Below are 22515 nucleotides of genomic sequence, written 5' to 3' on the forward strand. Positions count from 1 at the left end.
AATAAACTAATTAGACGAAGTTGTAAAATATAATTTTTTATAAAGGTTTAAATTTGAGGTACTTCTAAAAGAATTTTTTAAATACACCAATATGAAAATACCACTTTTAGCTTTTAATGATAAAGGTATTTACTGCCAGCAGGCTGATGTTTATCTTGATCCGTGGCGTCCTGTAAAGAACGCCATAATTACGCACGGACATTCTGATCACGCACGCTGGGGACATCAAAATTACATTACGCATCATACCAACATTCCCATAATACGCCATCGTTTGGGCGAAATAAATGTAACCGGAAAAGAATGGGGAGAAACCTTTGTTATCAATAATGTAAAATTTTCACTTCATCCTGCCGGACATATTATTGGAAGTTCACAGATTAGAGTAGAACACAAAGGCGAAGTCTGGGTTTTTACCGGAGATTATAAAACAGAAGACGACGGAATTTCAACGCCGTATGAAGTCGTAAAATGCGACACTTTTATAACCGAATGCACTTTCGGATTACCTGCTTTTAACTGGACACCGCAGGCAGAAGTTATTTCGGAAATCAATAATTGGTGGGCAGAAAATAAAGCAGAAGGCAGAACTTCAATTTTGTTTGGATATTCTTTAGGAAAAGCACAAAGACTTTTAAAATATTTAGATACTGATATTGGAAAAATATACACGCACGGCGCCATCGAAAATATGACAAATGTTTTACGCCCAATGGTTTATTTTCCTCCAACTGAATTAATTACCAGAGAAACCAAAAGAGAAGCGCTTTTAGGAAATATTGTTCTCGCTCCTCCAAGCGCACACGGAAGCATCTGGATTAGAAAAATGACACCTTTTGTAACCGGTTCAGCAAGCGGATGGATGGCTTTTCGCGGTGCAAGACGCCGACGTGCTATTGACAAAGGTTTCGTTTTAAGTGATCACTGCGACTGGCATTCTCTATTAGAAAGTGTGAAAGCAACAGGCGCAGAACGCGTAATCTGTACGCACGGTTATACCGATATTTTTGCCAAATACTTAAGGGAATTAGGTTACGATGCCAGAACTGAAAAAACACAATACGAAGGCGAAACTGCCGAGATGGAAAAAGAGGATAATGAAGCAGAAATAGATCAAAATGAAACTTCGGTTATTTCTGAAAAGTAATCATTGGAAAAAAAATTAACACATAGACACATAGGTTTAAAATCCGATAAAAAAGGTTGAAAAAAGAAAACCAGTTTTCACACATAGCTATGTGAATTTAAACAAAGTGAAACGCCTTTAATAGCAAAGAGAAGCTATGTTTCTATGTGTTAAATAAATTATGCGGTTTAAAAGAAATGTAAATGAAAAATTTCGCCCAACTTATAAAAACACTCGACAGTTCTAATAAAACGAACGTAAAAGTCGATGCGCTGACGACGTATTTTAAAAATGCATCGCCGGAAGATAAAGTATGGACTATTGCTATTCTTTCGCATCGTCGTCCGGCAAGACCTGTCAATACAACATTATTGCGTCTTTGGGCAAATGAACTGGCGAATATTCCGTTATGGCTTTTTGAAGAAAGTTACCATATTGTAGGCGATCTGGCCGAAACTATTGCTTTGATAATTCCAACAACCAAAGAACATTCCGATAAAAGTTTAACCGAATTTCTACAGGAAATCATTGCCTTAAAAAAGAAAACCGATCCAGAGAAAAAAGAATATCTGCACGCAAACTGGATGGCTTTAAATTATTACGAACGTTTCGTTTTTACCAAACTAATTACTGGAAGCTTCAGAATCGGCGTAAGCCAAAAATTAATGACACGAGCTTTATCAAAAGCAGAAAATGTAGATGAAGATGCGCTGGCTTATAAATTAATGGGAAATTGGAATCCCAATACAATTACGTTTCAGGAATTGATTTTGGATGAAAAAAGTTCCGATTATTTATCAAAACCATATCCATTTTATCTCGCGTATCCAATTGAAGGCGATATCGAAGATTTAGGAAATCCAGAAGATTGGTCCATTGAACACAAATGGGACGGAATCCGATCGCAAACTATTATCCGCGATGACGAAATTTATGTTTGGTCAAGAGGCGAGGAGCTGGTTACCGATAAATATCCTGAGTTTAAATCCTTTGTAGGACTTATTCCAAACGGGACCGTAATCGATGCAGAGATTTTAGCTTTTCCCGGAAATGAAATCGGAACTTTTAATGATTTACAAGCGAGAATTGGGCGTAAAACCATATCGGCAAATCTGCTGGAAAAAGTTCCCGTAATTCTAAAAGCGTATGATATTTTAGAATGGGAAGGAAAAGACATTCGAAATTTACCGTATATAGAAAGAAGAAAATTATTAGAAGATTTATACAACGAGATTAAAGACTTAACAAGATCATTTCGACTTTCAGAAAGAGTTTCCTTAACTTCATGGGAAGATGTTGCGAAAGAAAGAGAACGAGCCCGCGAAATGAAAAGCGAAGGTTTGATGTTAAAACGAAACAAGTCGCCATATCAGGTGGGAAGAAAAAAAGGCGATTGGTGGAAATGGAAAATAGAACCTCTGGTAATTGATGCCGTTTTAACTTACGCTATGCGCGGACACGGCCGACGCTCGAATTTATTTACTGATTACACTTTTGCGCTTTGGCAGAATAATGAAAATGGAGAAAAAGAACTAGTCACTTTTGCAAAAGCCTATTCTGGTTTAACCGATGCAGAATTCAGAAAAGTAGATGATTTTATAAAAAAGAATACTTTAGAACGATTTGGTCCGGTTCGAAGCGTAACACCAAAACTGGTTTTTGAAATTGGTTTTGAAGGAATTTCACTTTCGAAAAGACATAAAAGCGGCATAGCTACCCGTTTTCCAAGAATTCTAAGATGGCGTCAGGATAAAAAAATAGAAGAAGCCAATTCTATTGAAGATCTAAAAGATATGATTTCGTAAATACGGTACAATTTTTAAACACATAGAAACATAGGTTAAAATGTGTGTAAAAAGAATTTAAAAGAAACAAGTTTCTACTCATAGCTATGTTTGTTAATGCAAATGAAATGCCTTTATGCGTTTCTAAAAGCTATGTTTCTATGTGTTAAAATTAATTATATCATGAATGAATAGGGACGAATTATATGTATTGGCCGAAAACTGGTTTAAAAGTCAGGGTTGGAAATCTTTTCCATTCCAGACGCAAACCTGGACTGCTTTTCTGCAGGGAAAAAACGGTTTATTAAACGCTCCAACCGGAAGCGGAAAAACCTATGCCTTGTGGTTTCCTGTAGTTCTCGATTACATAAAAAAAAATCCCGATTATAAAACCAAGCACAAAGCCGGATTAAAAGCCATTTGGATTACGCCTTTGCGGGCGCTATCTGTAGAAATAAAACAAGCAGCAGAACGAATTATTACCGATTTAGATCTGCCGTTAACCGTAGGAATTCGTTCAGGAGATACTTCGCAAAGCGAAAGAGCCAGACAGAAAAACAAAATGCCCGATCTTTTAATTACAACGCCCGAAAGTTTACAGCTTCTTTTGGCTTCAAAACAATATGAAAAAACGTTTGCCAACTGCGGTGCAATAATAGTTGATGAATGGCACGAATTAATGGGAACCAAACGAGGCGTTCAAATGGAATTGGCACTTTCGAGATTAAAAACAATTACACCAAAAATGCGAATCTGGGGAATTTCGGCAACAATTGGAAATCTCGAATTAGCACAAGAAGTTTTATTAGGGCATGATACGGAAGCCTATAAAAATTCAGTTTTGATAAAAGCACATATCAATAAAAAGATTAAGATAGAATCAATTCTGCCTGAGAAAATGGAAACTTATCCGTGGCGCGGACACATGGGTTTGCATTTGATTGATGAGGTTGCGAAGATAATCCGAAAGAGCAAAACGACTTTAATTTTTACCAATGTACGTTCGGCCTGCGAAATTTGGTTTCAGGCCATTTTAGAAAAATATCCGGAATTTGCAGGAGAAATGGCGATGCATCACGGAAGCATAAGCAGAGAAACCCGTTTGTGGGTGGAGGACGCCATTCGAAACGAAGAATTAAAAGTCGTAGTCTGCACTTCGAGTTTAGATCTTGGTGTCGATTTTGCGCCTGTTGAAACCATTATTCAGGTTGGCGGACCAAAAGGTGTTGCCAGATTTTTGCAGAGAGCAGGAAGAAGCGGGCACCAGCCGGGGAAAGAAAGCATGATTTATTTTCTCGCCACACATGCAATGGAATTAATTGAAGCTTCGGCATTAAAAAAAGCGGTTGCCCAAACTGTTGTCGAAGATCGAATGCCGTATTTAAACAGTTGGGACGTTTTGGTTCAATATCTAAATACACTGGCAGTTTCTGACGGATTTTTTCCGGATGAAATTTATGAAGAAGTTAAAACAACTTTCTGTTATCAAAATATAACCAAAGAAAACTGGAACTGGATTTTAAATTTCATTACCAACGGAAGTCAGAGCTTGCAGGCTTACGACGAATTTAAAAAAGTAGAAATTGAAGCTGACGGGCGTTATAAAATCAACAGCCGTTTTATTGCCATGCATCATCGTATGCAAATGGGAACAATTGTGGGCGATGCGGTTTTGAATGTAAAATTTTTAAGCGGCGGTTTTATTGGTACAATTGAAGAATGGTTTGCTTCGAAATTACAGAGAGGCGATGTTTTTACTTTTGCCGGAAGGCGCCTCGAATTGTTTCAAATTAAAAACATGCAGGTTTTAGTTCGAAAAGCTGATCCTAAAAAAACAGCCAGAGTGGTAAGCTGGATGGGAGGCCGAATGACGTTATCAGCACAGATGAGTGAACTGCTTCGGGAAGAATTATATGCGGCAAATACAGATCATCTAACTCCTGAATTAAAAGCTTTAAAACCTATTTTTGACAGGCAGAGAAAAGAAAGTATTGTACCCAATAACAATGAATTTTTAATCGAAACGTTTAAAACAAGAGAAGGTTATCACGCTATTTTTTATCCATTTGAAGGACGTTATGTTCACGAAGCTATGGCAAGTTTAATTTCGTATCGAATCAGTTTATTGTCGCCAATTACGTTTTCACTGGCCTATAACGATTACGGATTCGAATTGCTTTCTGATCAGGAAATAGATATGCAGTCTGTTTTTGATAATAATTTGTTTACGACAGAATATGTACATCATGATTTGCAGAAAAGTTTAAACGCAACCGAAATGGCGCGCCGAAAATTTCGTGATATTGCCGTAATTGCTGGTTTGGTTTTTACGGGAATGCCCGGAAAACCTGTTAAAACAAAACATTTGCAAAGCGGTTCGCAATTGCTTTTTGAGGTTTTTAGAGATTATGAACCCGATAATTTATTATTACAGCAGGCTTATACAGAAACCTTTGAACATCAGTTAGAAGAAGGACGTTTGATTCAGGCAATGGAAAGAATAAACAATCAGGCGATTGTCTGGAAACAATGTAAAAAGCCAACGCCGTTTAGTTTTCCAATAATTACAGATCGTTTACGCGAAAAAATATCAAGTGAGACCCTGCAGGAAAGAATAAAGAAAATGACCGCGAGTTACATGAAATAAATTAATATGAGAATAAATATCAACAATCAAAATTTCGTTTTGCATCAGTCCGGTGCTGCTTTTTGGGAAGAAAAGAAAATTCTTTTTATTTCTGATTTGCATTTGGGGAAAATTGCGCATTTTAGAAAACACGGAATGGCAATTCCCGAAAAAGCTCTTTTTGAAAATTTTACAAGATTAAATGAAGTGCTGGATTTATTCGATTCTGAGACGATTATTTTTCTTGGAGATTTGTTCCACAGCAAAATCAATAACGAATGGGAATTTTTTTCAGATTGGACTAAAACTGTTTCGCAGCAGATTATTTTGATTGAAGGCAATCACGATATTATTGCAAAAAAATACTATGCCGATTTGAACGTTGAAATTTATGAAGAGTTGATAATCGATGATTTCTTGCTGACACATCATCCTACAACACGAGAAAACTTTTTTAATTTTTGCGGACACATTCATCCCGGAATAAAACTAAAGGGATTGGGCAGGCAATTTTTAAGTTTGTCATGCTTTTTTAGAAAACCGCATCAAATGATTTTTCCTTCTTTTGGAGAATTTACAGGTAATTTTTACTTAATCCCCGAAGAAAACGATCAGGTTTATGCCATTACAAAAGAAGAAGTAATGGAAATAAAACGTTAGATTAATTTAATGCAAACGGAGCGCACATTCTAAAAGTAGGAACAATTACTTTGAATGTTTTAGTTGTAGTAAAATTGATCATATTAAAATGACCTTTCATGGCACCATAAGGAGATGATAGTAAACAACCAGAGCTGTAAGTGTGGTTTTCACCTGGTTTTAAAACCGGTTTTTTACCAATCACACCTTCGCCGTCAACAATATCTAAATCGTTTAACGAGTCGAAAATTTCCCAGTGGCGGGAAGTTAACTGAACGGAATCTTTACTGTGATTTTCGATTGTAACTACGTAACTAAAAGCAAAGTGAATCTTATAGTTCTTGAAGTAAGTTCCTTCAAAACTAGTTAAAACCGATATTTTTATGCCTCGTGTAATTTGAGAAACCATACTAACCTAGTAAATCTGTGTGTTATAGGTACAAAGCTACGAAAAAAAACTATGAAACCTAAAACCTTAACAATGTTTTAATTAACGATATTTATAGAGTTTGCATTGCCTTTTCCAATAACTCTTTGATAACGATCTATACTTTCTTTGTAATAAACCAAAATAGTGTATTCATTTTCTGTTTGATAAAAATTTCCGTCTATGGCATTTTCCAAATCAATATTTCCTTTTTTATCAGCAACTGTATATTGATAATTAGTAAAACCCTGTTTGATCATTACTGCTTTTTCAAACACTGCTTTATCAGTATTATAATCCATTTTGTATTCTGGCGAAAGACTGTAATTATTGAAAATTCCAGTAATATAAATGTCTTTGTTCATTCTAAAAGCAGGTGCCGAAAGTGTAAAATAAACCCAGGCATAATCTGCCTCGATGCTGTTGTCTGCCCCGTTTATATTTTTTACAACAAAATTTCCGTTTACATCCTGATAATTGGTATAAATCTGATTTCCTCTTGCAGCATTTGTATATAAATAAGCATTGTAAATATCATTGTTAGAGCCAATTCGGCCTACGTTATTATTTGCTGCGCGAATGTCTTTATTTTCAAAATATAAAAATTCATTACCGCCCCAAAACTGGGTTTCAGCATCATATTTATAAACCAGCTGGTTTCCAATTGTATATTGCGGTGGAATATTTTTAATCGCGGTATTAAAATTTCCGTTTTGCAGCAAAAGAACTTTTACGTTTTGAGTTGGAGTCTGAAACGTAATATCATTTGAGGCAATCGTAAAATCAAGATTTTGCTTATAGTTGATATTGCTGAGGTTTCGGGTTCTTTTTACCTGTGCGCCAACTGTACAATGTTCTTCATACACAATAAATTTTCGGGACAAAACCACTTCTTTATCTTCATTTAAAATCTTCAAAATATAATTTCCGGATAATCTGATTTGTGTTGTAAACTGATTTGGAAACGGAAGTCGGTAATGTGAATAAACCTGAAGTGTATTAAAAGAATTAGAATAATCCATAATTCTCTGGCCGTCAAAACCTCTTAAATAATCCGTTTTTGGAATATCGCTTGGTTTCCAGTTGTAATCGCAATGTGTGATTTCGAAATAATAATTGGCTTCATTTCCAAACAAATCATCAAACTGAAATTCAAATGTAGAATTCAGTTCAAATATCGGAACGACATTATTACCATTCTGAACAAAAGTTACGGTTTTAATATTATATGGAGGAACTACTTCAGTTTGTATTTCCTGGGCTTTCGCCGAAGTAAAAATTAAAAGCGCAATTAGGCTTTGATATAAAAATTTTGGCATCTTATTACGTTGTAAGATTGTAAATATAAGAATTTTATTAAACGTATTAAGATGCCATTTATTAGATTGCGTAATTTATTAAGAATTCAAAATGTATTCTAAATTAGCTTCGATCTCATCATTGATATAACTTTCTTCTAAAAGTGAATCAGATAAAAGCTTTTTGTTTTCCTGCAGTTTGATGATTTTTTCTTCTACAGTATTTTTAGAAATAAAGCGGACAACGTTTACTTTATTTAACTGACCAATTCGGTGCGCCCTTCCAACTCCTTGTTTTTCAGCAAAAGGATTCCACCACGGATCTAAAAATAAAACATAAGATGCTTTTGTAATATTTAAACCAACGCCTCCCGCTTTCAGCGAAATAAAAAACAATAAAGGTTCTTCTTTTTCCTGAAACAGTTTTACCTGCTGTTCTCTTTTGGCGGCCGGAGTTTCACCTGTAATTTCACAATACGTTATTTTATTTTCCTTGCACCAATCAGTATAAAAATTCAGGTTGGTAACAAACGAACTGAAAATAATTACTTTTTGTTTTGCTTTTACTAAATTTTCCAGATAATTGGTAACCGCAATATATTTTCCTGAATCAATTTCAGATTCCTGATCTACCATTTTTGGGTGGTTACTCAATTGTCGTAACTTCATCAGCGTGTTAATAATACTGATTTTATCAGGACCTGAACCATCGGTTTTTAAAAGGAAATTTCGAGCTTTTGATTTTTCCTGTTCGTATAATTTTTCCTGGTCAGGATCCATGTCGCAATAGTAAATCTGCTCTGATAATTCTGGTAAGTCCTTTAAAACCTGTTCTTTGGTTCGTCTTAAAATATAAGGCTGAACAAGATTTTTCAATTCAGATAAAACATCTTCATTTTGTTTTTTCTCAATTGGGTTTTTAAAATTATCAACAAAAAAATTATAACTGCCCAGAATATCCGGATTTATAAACTGCATCTGCGACCATAAATCGTCAAGCGAATTTTCGATTGGCGTACCGCTCAACGCAATTTTATGCCCCGTACTTATTTTGTTTATGGCTTTAAAAATCTTTGAATTTTTATTTTTGATGTATTGGCTTTCATCCAGAATCAAATAACGAAAATCGTATTTCTCTAAAACCGAAATATCACGATGAACAATGCTGTAACTTGTAAAAATTAAATCAGTAGAGGCCAATCTGCTTGCTAATTGTTTTCTGTCGTTGCCCACATACTGCATTCTCGAAAAATGCGGTGTAAATTTCCCGGCTTCGTTAAACCAGTTAAAAACTAATGAAGAAGGCAAAACAATCAAAGCTTTAAGCGGTTCTCTTTCGATCGTGGTTTCGTTTGCAAACAAATCAAAATTGGTTGTTTTCTTCGTGAATCCCAGTTGTTCCTGAACGGCAACCAAAACAGCCAAAGTCTGCAATGTTTTTCCAAGTCCCATATCATCAGCCAGACACGCACCTAAATTGGAATTAAAATGTCCTAAAAGCCATTTTACTCCGTCAATTTGATACGGTCTTAAAGTAGCTTTTAATAAATCAGAAGCAATATATTCTGCCTTATACGTTACGTCGTCCTTGATTTCTGGAATGGCATCCAGAGCTGTAAAATTGCTTTTTCGTAAAAGCAAAGTACCGCTTTCTATTTTTGCCAGTTTTGCCAGCGAACCGTATTTGCTGAACCATTCCAGCGGAATTAAAAAGTAGTTTCCGTCTGGCAGAGGAAAAAGCCTTTCCTTGCTTTTTATATTCGGAATAATTTCGCTGAAATTGATCTTATATGATCCAACCGTAATAATTATTTTAATATCAAACCAATCTCCATTTGTGTCTTTTGAAGCCGAAATAGTATGGCTTTCTGTAATGATTTCTTTGCTTTCCAGCTTTAAATTCTGAATATCAAAACCTAAACTTTCCAGCTTTTCTTTATTATCAATAATCAATTGGATATTGATATAAGGATCAGAAGTTTCAGCTTCAGAATTCAGACCAAATAATTCATTTTTGATTTTTACTAAACCAATTTCGGTTAATTTGTCGACATATATATTTTCGTCTGCATTTCGTTTAAACTGAATAATTTTAGGTTCATTGGCAACACTGAAATCTACAAACGAATGTGTTTTTTTTGTTTTGCCCGCATCAAATGAATAACCGTTATAATCAAAATAAAGGTTGAGGTAATAACAGTTTTTAAAGAAATCATAAACGGGCTGAATCGTGCAGGAAACTAATTTGTCGCGAAGTTCGATTTCAAAACCATTGGCGTCAATATCGATTTTCTTTGCAATTTCCGGAATAAAACTTTTGAAATAATCATCTACTAGTTTAGATGGAATTTCAATTGATTTTTTCTTTAAAAAAGGCATCAGTTTTTTAGCGTTCAGTTCTTTAAGCTGTCCTAATTTTTTATTGATAATTAACCAGCCCGGTTCGTCTAAAAGAATATCTGCATTGCTGTCCATTGGCAGAAAAGCTTTTTCATTTTCTTTTAGCGAAAGGGTATAAGTGATACCTTCTGCATGTTTGTCAAACTGAATCTGCGGTTCAAAATACAGCGGTTCGATACTTACTTTTGAACGATAAAAATCTTTTTCCGGTCCAAGATTTAAAGACAAAGGAAATTGCTCTTTTACAATTAAATCGTAAAATGAGCTTAAATGGAATTTTAAATGCTGGCGGATGGCAAATTCAATTTTAGAATCTTTTTGCAGATCAGCAATGGTTTTAGCCGATTTGATTTTGGCACTGAATTTTTTGAAGATAAATTCAGGTTTCAAAGAATCACAGGCCGTTAGTATTTTTTTTGTATTTGAATCTAAATCTTCAAAAATAATCCCGAAACTCTGCATTACGCCGGGACTTGCTTTTTTGTCCAGATATTTGATTTCTTCTGTATTCTCAACAATGTAGGCAGTTGGAATATAAGTATTGAGGTTTTTTTCTAAACTGATGTCAAAGCAAAATTGAAATGGTTTTGTAGGTTCCAAGGTTTAAAGATTTGGTTGGCTTATAGTTTTAGGGAATGGGCTGAAAAAACAAAGAGTTTTCAAATTATTGCTATTTTGAAAACTCTTTTTAAATGAACTTATATCACTTATATGGTGAAAATTAGTTTTCCTGTTTAAAGCAAAGCGGAATAATTTCTCCTTTTGCTAAACAGTACTTTTCTACTAATTCTGGTGCAATTTTGTTAGTGTAATCTTCTTCAATTACAATAAATCCAATACTTCTTAATTTGTCGAAATAATCGCGCCCATAAACACGAACGTGATCGTACTGTCCGAAGATTTTAGCACGCTCTTTTTGATCTGTAATTGAATCGTCTGCGAAAGTAACTTCACGGTTTAAATCCTGCGGGATTTGAAGAATAGCCATTCCGCCAGGTTTTAAAACACGGTATAATTCCTGCATTGCTTTTGTATCATCAGGAATATGTTCTAAAACGTGATTACATAAAATTACATCATATTCGTTGTCTTTAAAAGGCAGGTTACAGATATCAGCTTTTACATCAGCCAAAGGCGAAAGTAAATCTGTTGTAGTGTAATCAAGATTTTTCTGCTTGCGGAATCTTTTATAAAAAGCTTGTTCCGGTGCAAAATGAAGTACTTTTTTCGGTGCTGTAAAAAAATCAGTCTGATCGTTTAAATACAGCCAAAGCAAACGGTGTCTTTCTAAAGAAAGTGTACTTGGCGAAAGTACATTATTACGCTGTTTTCCGTATCCGTAAGGTAAAAACGATTTAAAGCTTCTGCCATCGATAGGATCTGTAAATTTATCTCCCCTTAATGAGAAAGCTAAAATTGGGCGCGCCACATAACTCAAACGAATTAATAATGGACGCGGGATAGTATTTAAAACTAATTTAAAAAGTTTTTTCACAGGTTTAGATTCGGGATTGTATTATAGTACTAATGGAACTTGTCTGAATTCGTCTTCTTCATTGCTTTCAATTCCTAAAGCTTTGTAGATGTATTGGAAAGTCGATAATAACTCTGGTTTACCATCGATTAAAGCCACATCGTGTTCGAAATGTGCGCTTGCTTTTCCGTCTGCAGTTGTAATCGTCCAGCCGTCTTTATGTTGTTTAATGTTTCTTGTTCCAAGATTAATCATTGGTTCAATTGCCACAACCATTCCTTCAACGAAAAGTTTGCCACGTCCGCGTTTTCCGTAGTTTGGCATTTCTGGTTCTTCATGCATTTTTTGACCAACACCGTGACCAACTAATTCACGAACTACTCCGTAACCGTGTGCTTCAGTATATTTTTGAATCGCATTTCCAACATCTTCAACGCGGTTTCCTGCTTTAAATTCTCTGATTCCAACGTATAGAGATTCTTTAGTTACCTGTAAAAGTTTTTTAACTTCAGGAGCAACTTCTCCAATTTCGAAACTATAAGCATGATCTCCGTGATATCCATTTTTGAACGCACCGCAGTCTACAGAAATTACATCTCCGCTTTGTAAAGGTGTATTATTCGGAATTCCGTGTACAACCTGAGAGTTTGGGCTCATACAAAGTGAATTCGGGAAACCATACAATCCTAAGAAACTAGGAACTGCACCGTGATCACGAATGAATTCTTCGGCTAATTTATCTAGATATAATGTAGTAACTCCTTCTTTAATTTCAGAAGCAATCATTCCTAATGTTTTAGATACGATCAAAGCACTTTCGCGCATTAATTCGATTTCTTCTCTGGTTTTTTGGATGATCATATTTTTCAGATTTTCAGTTGGCAAAAGTACAATTTTTATCTCATTTTTTAAGTAATTTTTTTGTCACGAATTTGACGAATTCACACTAATTGAAGTGCATTAAATTGTAATTCGTGCTAATTCGTGAAATTCGCGGCAGACTTTTTTAATTTAATATCCCGGAAAAAAGCCCTAAATTAGTAGTAAAAACGTGTACAATCATGAAAACTACAATAGATCAGGATATATCAAAAGTAAAAGCACTGCGCAGAATGCAGCGAAACGCTTTGGCACTTCTAGGTTTTGCGGTGCTTCTTTTTATAATCGCTATTTATTTTAAAATTCCAATGCTGCAGGCTTTCAGCGAAGCTGCTATGGTAGGTGGAATTGCCGATTGGTTTGCTGTTGTGGCTTTGTTTCGCCATCCGCTTGGAATTCCGATTTGGCATACGGCTATTATTCCAACCAAGAAAAATGAAATTGGAGAAAATCTTGGGAATTTTGTTTCGGAAGAATTTCTAAACCGTGAAAAACTGGAAATCAAGCTGGATGAATTCAACTTTGCCACAAAAGCTTCAGATTGGCTTTCGCAGGAAGAAAATGCAGATAAAATTGCCAATGTTGTGGCAGTAAATATTATTCCGGGAATTTTAAAAACAATTAAAGATGAAGATATTAAAAGGTTTATTCAGGTTCAATTTAAAGAAAAATTAGAAGGAATAAATTTTGGAAACTGGGTTGCGGTTGCTTTAGAGCCTTTGCAAAAGGGAGATTTAAAGAATCAAATGCTGACAAATCTTCTGGAAGTAATGAGCAGTGAATTGACTAATAATAAAGATTTGATAAGGCAAAAAGTAAAAGCGTCAACCCCGCTTTTAAGTTTTGGACTTGCTGATAAAAGCATTACAGAAGGCGTTTTTAATGGTTTACAGGATTTTTTAAATGAAGCTAAAAAACCGGAAAGTGCAGTTCGTTTAAAAATTGACGAGTATATTTTCGATTTTTTAGAAAAAGTGAGAAATTCTGAAGAAATGAGAGTTAAAATTAATGATATGATTTTAGGTTTCGTAGGCAAAAAAGAAGTTCAGGATTACATCAACGGAATTTGGGATGAAATAAAACTTTCGATAACTAATGATTTAAATAAAGGCGATGACTCGTCTATTAAAAATAGTATTTCGAATTTAATTCAGACTTTTGGGAATGGCATTAAAGAAGATTCTATTATGATTGATAAAATCAATAATTTTATCAAAGATGATCTGCTTTCGGTTCTTTTAAATAATAAAAAAGTAATTGGAGATCTGATTTCTTCGACTGTAAAAAGCTGGGACGGAAAAGAGGTTTCAGAGAAACTTGAACTGGAAATTGGAAAAGATCTTCAATACATTAGAATAAACGGAACTTTGGTTGGTGGAGTTATTGGGCTTATTATTTATGGTGTTGAACAGCTTTATCATTATTTTGTTGTTTGATATTGAACAATAGACACGAATGTCAGGCTGAGCGAAGTCGAAGCCTTTTTGAACTTTAAGTGTTATGTGCCTTCGACTTCGCTCAGGCTGACAAAAAAAATACACAAAAATAAAAAGGGACTAATTTTAAAATTAGTCCCTTTTTTATATTGAAAATCAGCTTTCTATAATAACGAATGACAAGTCATTGCATTTGGCTGCTGTACTCCCATTAATTCTAAAATAGTAGGAGCGATGTCACCAAGAACACCATCCTGAATATTTTTCAATTGTTTGTCAACTAAAATAATCGGCACTGGGTTTGTTGTGTGTGCTGTATTTGGGCTTCCGTCAGGATTAATCATGGTTTCGCAGTTTCCGTGGTCAGCAATAACGATTGTTGTGTAGTCGTTTGCAAGAGCAGCATCAATTACTTTCTTTGCGCAGGCATCGACTGCCTCACAAGCTTTAATTGCAGCTTCCATAATTCCGGTATGACCTACCATGTCTCCGTTTGCAAAGTTTAAACAAACGAAATCTACTTCACCTTTGTTCAATTCAGGAACAAGAGCATCAGCTAATTCGTAAGCGCTCATTTCCGGCTGTAAATCGTAAGTCGCTACTTTTGGAGAGTTTCTCAAGATTCTTGATTCGCCTTCAAAAGGAATTTCTCTACCGCCAGAGAAGAAGAAAGTAACGTGCGGGTATTTCTCTGTTTCAGCAATACGAATTTGTTTTTTACCTGCTTTTTCTAAAACTTCACCAAGAGTTTCAGTAATGTTGTCTTTATTGTAAACTACTTTTACGTTTTGGTACGTTTCGTCGTAGTTGGTAAGCGTTACATAATACAAGTTTAGTTTGTGCATGTTCTGCTCGTGGAAATCATGCTGAGAAAGCGCTTCAGTAAGTTCACGGCCTCTGTCTGTTCTAAAGTTAAAGAAAATCACAACATCACCTTCTACAATTGTAGCAAGAGGTTTTGCATTTTCATCAACTATAACAACAGGTTCTATAAATTCGTCGGTTACGTCTTTTTCATAGCTTTCTAGTACGCTTGACACAGGATTTGTAGAAGGAGTTCCCACTCCGTTTACTACTAAATCATAAGCCAGTTTTACACGTTCCCAGCGTTTGTCACGGTCCATTGCATAGTAACGGCCCACGATAGAAGCAATTTTTACAGGAGTATCTTTGATATAATCTTGTAAGTCATGAATGTATTTTGCTCCTGATTTCGGGTCAACATCACGTCCGTCTGTAAAAGCATGAACATAAACCTGATCTAAACCATACTCTTGAGATGCGTCGATTAAGCCGCGTAAGTGAGAAGTATGAGAGTGAACACCTCCATCAGAAACCAATCCTAAAAAGTGTACTTTTTTATTGTTTTCTTTAGCATAAGTAAAAGCATCGATTAACACTTGTTCTTTAGCAAGTGTTTTGTGGGCTACTGCTAAATTAATTTTTGCTAAATCCTGATATACAATTCTTCCGGCACCAAGGTTCATGTGTCCAACCTCGCTGTTTCCCATTTGTCCTTCTGGTAAACCAACGTTTAAACCATCGGTGCGAAGCTGTGCGCTTGGGTAATTTTTGTAAAGGCTATTTATAAATGGAACATTTGCATTGTCTATTGCAGATACTTTAGGGTCAGGAGATTTTCCCCAACCATCTAAAATCATAAGGATAACTTTTTTGTTCATTACATTTTTGTTTTCTACAAAGATAAGGCATTTCTAAAATTTGGAGAGAAAGCTTTATGACATTTATGTTTAATAAAATGAAGTGTAACAAAAAATACTAATTTAATTATAGAACTCTTTATTTTTTAAAATTTATTCACGCTAAGCTCTTTTTCTGATCTTATTTTTGACAGCGTTATAGTCTATAAAATATTTTACGCTGATTGAAAAAACATGTTTTAGAGCATCATTGTTTAACAGATTGGTTACGCTGCGTTTGAAGTCTTTATAAATAACACGTTCAAAATTAGAAGCATTATTACGATATAAAACCGAAAGCTGGCTTCCGGGAGCAAACCACCATGAGTACGATAAATCTGCATTCCAGGAATAAAAATTTGAATTTTTGTTTTCAGTATATTGAGAATAAGGATCTAAAGTCCCGTCCTGATCCAGTTTCAGTATATTTTTGTTTTCTGCTGATGACCAATATTGACGAACAGCCAAATTAAGTGTCATCGTGCTGTTAATGGCATATTTTCCTGATAAAGTATTGGCATAAGTAATGACATCGCGATTAGCAAAAACAATCGTTTTCGGCGTGTTTTCGTTATCATGATCGTCATAGCTGTCAATATATCCTTTGTTATTATTTCTTTTAAGAAAACTAAAAGTATAAGTCAGCAGGAGTTTATCATTAAAACGATATCTTGGACCAATATCAACTCCAAATGCGGCTCTTCCGGGTTCATCGACAACTGATATAGATGGATTTATATCTATTGCAAATTTATGATTGTAATTTGTAGACACACTTGCCCATGCATCTATTTTTCTTGGAATAATAACATATCGTCCGTCAGTTCTTGGCTCATAATAATCACATATTTCTACAGGATAAACCGTGATTCCCATTCCGTAATAATTGTTTTTTACGGTTGTTAAATTCACATTGGCATTAATACTGGCATCTTGTGTTTTTCCTGAATCTTTATTGAATTCAATATAGTTATTAAGGTTAATCCTGAAGCTGTTAAAAAGTTTAGTTGGGTTTAGGATTCTGTAATTAACGTTATTGAAAAAGTTATAATAATTGGTATAGAAATTAATTCCCAAATCATTTGGATTAAAATCTTTGGTTACAAAATCAGATCCAAAACTGTAACGGTATTTTCCGGCCGTTTCAGCAAAACCAAGCGTGGCATACATTCCTCTTTTGTCTTTTTCGGCATTTATGGTGCTGTATTTTACATTTCCTGATAAATTATAGGTATTGGCTTTTGTATTTAAATCCCAAACTAAACCTGTTACATTGGCATCTCTAAAATGTCCGTTTCTGGTAACATTTGTATTTATAAAAGTAACGGATGAGTTTTTGCGAAAACGCTGATCCAGAACCAAAACATTATAATTGGTAAGCGGCTCTACAACTACACGTCTGGTATCGCCGGTAATAGTATCTTGTATGGTTGCAAAAGTTTTCTCGGTAACGGCGTTTAAAATTCCAATCCCTAAACCGTTTTTAGTTCTTCCTGAAAGTTTTAAGGCATTAATTAAATTTACATTTTGAACCTGTTCGATAATTTTTTCATTATCATTTAGATCTGGTTCAGAAGGTCTTCCGCCAATTCTTCGGGAATAAAACATTTTACCTTTATTAAATAAATCTGTTCCTTCGGTAAAAAAAGCTCTGTTTTCGTTAAACTGCTGTTCAAACGGACCTAAATTCAATATCTGATCGTCGTATTTCGTCTGCCCAAAATCAGGAATTAAAATAGCATCAACAGTAAAAGCATCGTTAATTCCGTATTTAATATCCATTCCGCCTTTTACGGTTCCATACGTTTTTTGACCTTCTCCGGCATTTAAATAATAAGAAGCATAAGGCATAAGAAACAATCGGGTAGGAGGTTTTATGTTTTCGATTCCTTCCAGAGTTCCGGCCTGCTGCGTAAAAGTGCCTATTTTTCTATCAACAAAATTCCAGGTGTATTTGTATCGTGTTCGTTTTATTTCGCGGAAAAAATTAATTCCCCAGATTTGTTTGTTTTCCTGCGAAAATCGTAATGCCGAATACGGAATTTTTATTTCAACTGTCCATCCGTTTTCATTAACAACGGCTTTGCTTATCCAGACAGCATCCCAAGAGTAATCTTCGCCGGCTGCATCTGTCATGATACAGTCGCCCTGAACATCTGCTGCCGAAACATAAAACATAAAATCCTGCTGTCCGTCGTTAAAGCCATTAATAAAAACACCAAAAAGATCTGCTGTTCCAAAATTGTCTCGCTGGGAAATCTCTTTTAATATTTTATCCGGTTCGTCATCAAACATTTTTGCGCCAATATATATGGCATCATTATCATATAATATTTTGACTTCCGTTTTTTTGCCTTCAGGAACTGGTTTTCCGTTATCTGGTTCAAGTGTGATAAAATCTGAAGCAATCGCAGCATTTTCCCATGCATTTTCATCCAGCTTTCCATCAATAGAAATGTTTTGCGAAATAGATTTCGCCTGCAGTGCTTTTTTCTGGCTGTAACCAAAAAAAACAGATAAAAACAAACTAAGAAAAACAAGCTTTTTCATTGAATTTTAGAGAAAATATTGGGTTTTAAGTACTTTAATATAGAACAAATAGACTTCATTTTCTTTTACTTGTTACAGATTTTGTTTCAAAATTTCCATTTTCTTTTGCTTTTTTTAAGAAAATCGGTCCAAATGTTATGATTTTTAGCATAGGAAATAATCTTACAGAAACATCATTTTTATGTTAATAATGTTAAAATTTAAGCAAAAAGTGCCTGATTTACAGGGTTCTATTTTGCAAGGGGTGATTTTTTTATAATTTTGCCTTACCCAAATTTTTATTATTAACCTAAAGAAATTCAATGATTTACAAAATTTATCCGCTGCTTGTGTTTTTGTTATTGTCTTTTGGTAAAGATTCAAAAAACACCTCCGAATTAAAAACTGCAACGACAAGAAGTATTGCTAAAGTTGAAAAAAAGCTTACTGTTGATGCGAAAATTGAAAACATTTATTACTCTTTAAATTCCAACAATTTTAAGCTTCCGGAATTAAAATCTTTTTCTGAAGCATTGAAAGGATTTTATCTTTTGAAAGAAAGAGGAATTATTCAAAAAAACATTTTAACATTGGTTGATTTTAGTTTGTCATCAAATACCAAACGACTTTGGGTAATTGATATGACTACTAATACTATTTTGTTTAATTCTTTAGTGGCTCACGGAAGAAACACCGGAGAAGAATTTGCTACAGCATTTTCAAATTTAAATTCTTCTTTTAAAAGCAGTTTAGGCTTTTATGCAACTGGTGAAATCTATCAGGGAAAACACGGAGCTTCATTACGTTTAGACGGTCTTGAAAGAGGTGTAAACGATAATGCCCGCGAAAGAGGCGTTGTAATGCATGGCGCTGATTATGTTTCTGAATCTTTCATCAGAGATCATAAAAGATTAGGCCGAAGCCAGGGTTGTCCTGCAGTTCCGGTTGAATTGACAGATGAAATAATAGAAACAATAAAAGACAAATCATGTTTGTATATCTATCATCCGTCAAGAAGCTTTACAATGGAAGAAAGATTAATGTCTTAATTTCGAATACAAATCTGAATCTAAATTATAAATATCAGCTCTGAAAATGAGCTGATTTTTTTTGCTCCAAGCTGTCCAATACCACTGATACAAAGCGTATTTTTTTGTGATTTTAAAACTCATTGTTTTTTTAGACGCGATTATAGTATCGATTTTGACTTTAGAAAATCGTATTGAATCATTTAAAATATGCTCTGCTAATTCCAGCGGATTTTCTACACGAACACAGCCTGAGCTTAAAGAACGGTTGTTTCGTACAAAATAATTCCTGTGATTGGTGTCGTGCAAATAAACACTGTGATGATTTGGGAATAAGATTTTCATTAATCCTAAAGAGTTGTTATAACCCGGACTTTGAACGTATCTGTAGTTATTAGGTTTGTTTTCGTTCCATGCAGAAGGTTCAACTACTTTTCCTGAAGTATCATAAATAGTGATATTTTTCTTTGCCAGATAGTTTCTGTTTCGTTTCATGGCTGGTACAACATCTTCTTTTAAAATAGTTGGAGGAACTGTCCATGTTGGATTAAATACAACTGTTTTTAAAACAGAAGTAATAATAGGTGTTTTTCTTGAACTGGTTCCTACTACAATATTTCTAACTAATGTTGTGTCTTGATTTTCAACTACGTGCAGGCTGTAATCTGGAATGTTAATAATGAAATAATTTTCTGCTAATTCAGTTGGATACCACCTCCAGCGTTCTAAATTGGCAATAATCTGCTGTTTTCTTCTTTCTTTCGAATAATTTAAAGCACTAATAGTACCAATACCAATAACTCCGTCATCGGCAAGGCCGTGTCTGGCTTGGAATTTTTTAACTGCTTCAAAAGTCTTTTCATCGTATTTGTCAGTCAAACTGTCTTTTCCAGACATGTCTTTCCAGAATAAAAGTTTCTTTTTAATGTTGATTAAAGCATTATTAGTATCCTTTAAAGTAATTTTTTTGACATTCTCGATGGCTTGAATATCTTCATCCGGAAAAGAATTAATAATTTGAAGTGATTGCAGTAATTGCTTGTAAGTCTCAGATTTTGGCTGAATATTATCTACAATACTGTCTAATTTGTTTTTATTGAATGCCTTGATAAGAACATTATTTACGTCAAATGTTTTTTCATCCAAATCCCAATCGGTATATAATTTTTTAGGATCGAGTTTTCCTTTATATAAATGATTAAGGTATTTTTCGAAATTATAGGTTAGAAGTATATCGTAAGTTGCCAGTTCAGAATCGTTTAATTTACCGATTCTGTTTTCGAATTTCTTCAGCTGTGCGGCTTTATAATCTTCCGGGTCTAAACCTAATTCCTCTGATTTTTCAAGCTGAGACAAAACATAAGTTCTTTTTTTTAGATTTCCCCAAACAGTTTTGTTTTCAGATGCAGTATAAAATTGTTTTAGTGTTTCACTTTTAAAAGTGCTTAAAAGAGCGGTATCAACTTCTACTGTTCTTTCATCAGTAAGTATAATTGCCGGAGCTTTTTTTACAATAGGAACAATTTTAGGTTCTTCTTTTTTACAACTAATAAAAATACAAACTGCTAAAAGAAAATAAAGTTTTCTCATTCTATAATTTTTTAAACATTCAATAATGCTTCTTCAAAACCCTTTTATGATGATTATCTAAAATCGTCATGATTAAAATCTGAACCTGATTTTTTTTCGGCAAATATAAGGTTGCTTTGTTTGAATAACGAAATAATTCCTATTAATTTTTTATCATTGAATAAATATAGCATAAGCTGGAGTCTCAAGATCATTCTTAATCATTCGATAAATTTGTTTTTCTCAGCAATAGCTGGTGTGTATGATAAGTTTCATTTAATAGGATTTCCCGAATTATATTCATGATTTTTTAAAAATAATTGATTTTATAACTTTTTAATTTTAAATGTGTTATAAATAAATGTTGTTTTTATTTAATTTTTTTTCAAAAAAAGCTTGTTTTGAACTTAACTTTCTTTCTATATTTGCACAACCAATGCGAAAGTAGCTCAGTTGGTAGAGCTCCAGCCTTCCAAGCTGGTTGTCGCGAGTTCGAGCCTCGTCTTTCGCTCTAAAAACAAACTTTAAGTTTTGTTTTGTGAAAATAAAATTTTTGATTTTTATTTTTTTTTAAAGATTAAATTTTTTAAATTTGCACCCGGTTAATGCGAAAGTAGCTCAGTTGGTAGAGCTCCAGCCTTCCAAGCTGGTTGTCGCGAGTTCGAGCCTCGTCTTTCGCTCTTCAAAAGCCTCAAACATTGTTTGAGGCTTTTTTGTTTTTTACCATTAAGATATTAAGAAAATAAAGTTCAACACTTAATAGGCTTAATATCTTAATAGCAATATAAAAATTTACTTTAAACTGCTTAAATCGCTCTCAGTTTCTAATTCCTGCGGCGCTTCATTTTGTTTAAAAAGTCTCGCTTTCAAAGCACCTTTCAGGGTTATTTTGTTTCCTTTAACTTCTAACCAGCTTCCTTCTCTTAAGCCTAAAACCGGAATTGCGTTAAATGCATGAAATTCCTTAATTCTTGTTTCGCGCGTTTCTCCCATGTGCTGCGAGTTTGCATCTGGATCTAAATAATGCGGGTTTAAGTTAAATGGAATCAATCCAAGAGTTTGAAAACTTGGCGGATAAATTATAGGCATATCATTGGTTGTCTGCATTGATAAACCACAAATATTGCTTCCGGCACTTGTTCCCAAATATGGAGTTCCGTTTTTTACTTTTTCAGCAAGAAGCTGCATGATTTTGTTTTTGTATAATTGCGTTACAAGTAAAAAAGTGTTTCCTCCGCCTGTAAATACGCCTTCGGCATTTTGTATGGCTTCTTCCGGATTTTCAAATTCATGAATTCCCTGTACTTTAATATTTATTGAAGCAAAAGCCTGTGCTGCTTTTTTTGTGTATTCGTCATGCGAAATACCGCTTGGACGTGCGTACGGAATAAATAAAATGGTGCTGCAATCCTTAAAATGAGATTGCAATGTGGGTAATAAATACTCTAAATAATTGCCGCCGTGTAATGTTGATGTGCTGGCGATGATGATGCTTTTCATAAATCTAAAACTCAAATTCTATCTGCTAAAGATATTAAAAAATGTGTCTCTCTTGAAATTACTAAAATGATAGTTTAATTAACATATTTTTACCAACTCG

Annotated in this window: 15 protein-coding genes and 2 tRNA genes; 8 read left to right on the forward strand and 9 right to left on the reverse strand. The window is 34.3% G+C overall.

The features are described 5' to 3' along the window. Positions 1–91 precede the first annotated feature (91 nt). The 4 genes from FJOH_RS09090 (at position 92) to pdeM (ending at position 6196) form a co-directional block, all read left to right on the forward strand. Positions 92–1147, forward strand: coding sequence for a ligase-associated DNA damage response exonuclease (locus FJOH_RS09090; RefSeq protein ID WP_012023830.1), 1056 nt, complete (start codon positions 92–94; stop codon positions 1145–1147). Between the two features lie 182 nt (positions 1148–1329). Next, positions 1330–2931 carry an ATP-dependent DNA ligase gene (locus tag FJOH_RS09095; protein WP_012023831.1) on the forward strand — a complete coding sequence of 534 codons (1602 nt, stop codon included), beginning with the start codon at positions 1330–1332 and terminating at the stop codon, positions 2929–2931. Positions 2932–3097: 166 nt separating this feature from the next. Further along, entirely contained in the window at positions 3098–5557 is a 2460-nt protein-coding gene (locus tag FJOH_RS09100; RefSeq protein ID WP_012023832.1) for a ligase-associated DNA damage response DEXH box helicase, read from the forward strand. 6 nt (positions 5558–5563) lie between these two features. Continuing rightward, the gene (gene pdeM / locus FJOH_RS09105) at positions 5564–6196 is read left to right on the forward strand and encodes a ligase-associated DNA damage response endonuclease PdeM (protein WP_012023833.1); all 633 of its coding nucleotides are present in this window, start codon (positions 5564–5566) and stop codon (positions 6194–6196) included. Between the two features lies 1 nt (position 6197). Here the strand turns inward: pdeM and apaG are convergent, their stop codons facing one another. From apaG to map, 5 genes are all read right to left on the reverse strand, one after another. Further along, positions 6198–6584, reverse strand: coding sequence for a Co2+/Mg2+ efflux protein ApaG (gene apaG / locus FJOH_RS09110; protein WP_012023834.1), 387 nt, complete (start codon positions 6582–6584; stop codon positions 6198–6200). A 77-nt stretch (positions 6585–6661) separates the two neighbouring features. After that, a complete protein-coding gene (locus tag FJOH_RS09115) occupies positions 6662–7921 on the reverse strand; it encodes a type IX secretion system plug protein (protein WP_012023835.1) in 1260 nt (419 codons plus the stop codon). A 78-nt stretch (positions 7922–7999) separates the two neighbouring features. Then, on the reverse strand, positions 8000–10900 hold the full coding sequence (locus tag FJOH_RS09120) for a DEAD/DEAH box helicase (protein WP_012023836.1): 2901 nt from the start codon (positions 10898–10900) through the stop codon (positions 8000–8002). A 121-nt stretch (positions 10901–11021) separates the two neighbouring features. Beyond that, a complete protein-coding gene (locus tag FJOH_RS09125) occupies positions 11022–11795 on the reverse strand; it encodes a class I SAM-dependent methyltransferase (RefSeq protein ID WP_012023837.1) in 774 nt (257 codons plus the stop codon). 21 nt (positions 11796–11816) lie between these two features. Further along, complete coding sequence (gene map / locus FJOH_RS09130; RefSeq protein ID WP_012023838.1) at positions 11817–12635, reverse strand: type I methionyl aminopeptidase; 819 nt, start codon at positions 12633–12635, stop codon at positions 11817–11819. Positions 12636–12835: 200 nt separating this feature from the next. On the opposite strand from map, the gene FJOH_RS09135 reads away from it, so the two are divergent. After that, positions 12836–14089 carry a DUF445 domain-containing protein gene (locus FJOH_RS09135; protein WP_012023839.1) on the forward strand — a complete coding sequence of 418 codons (1254 nt, stop codon included), beginning with the start codon at positions 12836–12838 and terminating at the stop codon, positions 14087–14089. A 164-nt stretch (positions 14090–14253) separates the two neighbouring features. On the opposite strand, the gene gpmI is transcribed toward FJOH_RS09135, so the two are convergent. Further along, positions 14254–15771, reverse strand: coding sequence for a 2,3-bisphosphoglycerate-independent phosphoglycerate mutase (gene gpmI / locus FJOH_RS09140; RefSeq protein WP_012023840.1), 1518 nt, complete (start codon positions 15769–15771; stop codon positions 14254–14256). A 141-nt stretch (positions 15772–15912) separates the two neighbouring features. After that, on the reverse strand, positions 15913–18339 hold the full coding sequence (locus FJOH_RS09145; protein ID WP_012023841.1) for a DUF5916 domain-containing protein: 2427 nt from the start codon (positions 18337–18339) through the stop codon (positions 15913–15915). A gap of 302 nt (positions 18340–18641) precedes the next feature. On the opposite strand from FJOH_RS09145, the gene FJOH_RS09150 reads away from it, so the two are divergent. After that, entirely contained in the window at positions 18642–19367 is a 726-nt protein-coding gene (locus FJOH_RS09150) for a murein L,D-transpeptidase catalytic domain family protein (protein WP_012023842.1), read from the forward strand. Here the strand turns inward: FJOH_RS09150 and FJOH_RS09155 are convergent. After that, entirely contained in the window at positions 19356–20936 is a 1581-nt protein-coding gene (locus FJOH_RS09155; protein WP_012023843.1) for a L,D-transpeptidase family protein, read from the reverse strand. The two genes, FJOH_RS09150 and FJOH_RS09155, sit on opposite strands and share 12 nt — an antisense overlap. A 417-nt stretch (positions 20937–21353) precedes the next feature. Between FJOH_RS09155 and FJOH_RS09160 the strand changes: the two genes are divergently transcribed. Further along, a tRNA-Gly gene (locus tag FJOH_RS09160) sits at positions 21354–21426 on the forward strand. A 96-nt stretch (positions 21427–21522) separates the two neighbouring features. Further along, positions 21523–21595, forward strand: a tRNA-Gly gene (locus FJOH_RS09165). Between the two features lie 112 nt (positions 21596–21707). Here the strand turns inward: FJOH_RS09165 and pepE are convergent. Then, positions 21708–22415, reverse strand: a complete 708-nt coding sequence (gene pepE, locus FJOH_RS09170; RefSeq protein ID WP_012023844.1) for a dipeptidase PepE — start codon at positions 22413–22415, stop codon at positions 21708–21710. Positions 22416–22515: the final 100 nt, after the last annotated feature.

The organism is Flavobacterium johnsoniae UW101 (assembly GCF_000016645.1).
Classification (GTDB): domain Bacteria; phylum Bacteroidota; class Bacteroidia; order Flavobacteriales; family Flavobacteriaceae; genus Flavobacterium; species Flavobacterium johnsoniae.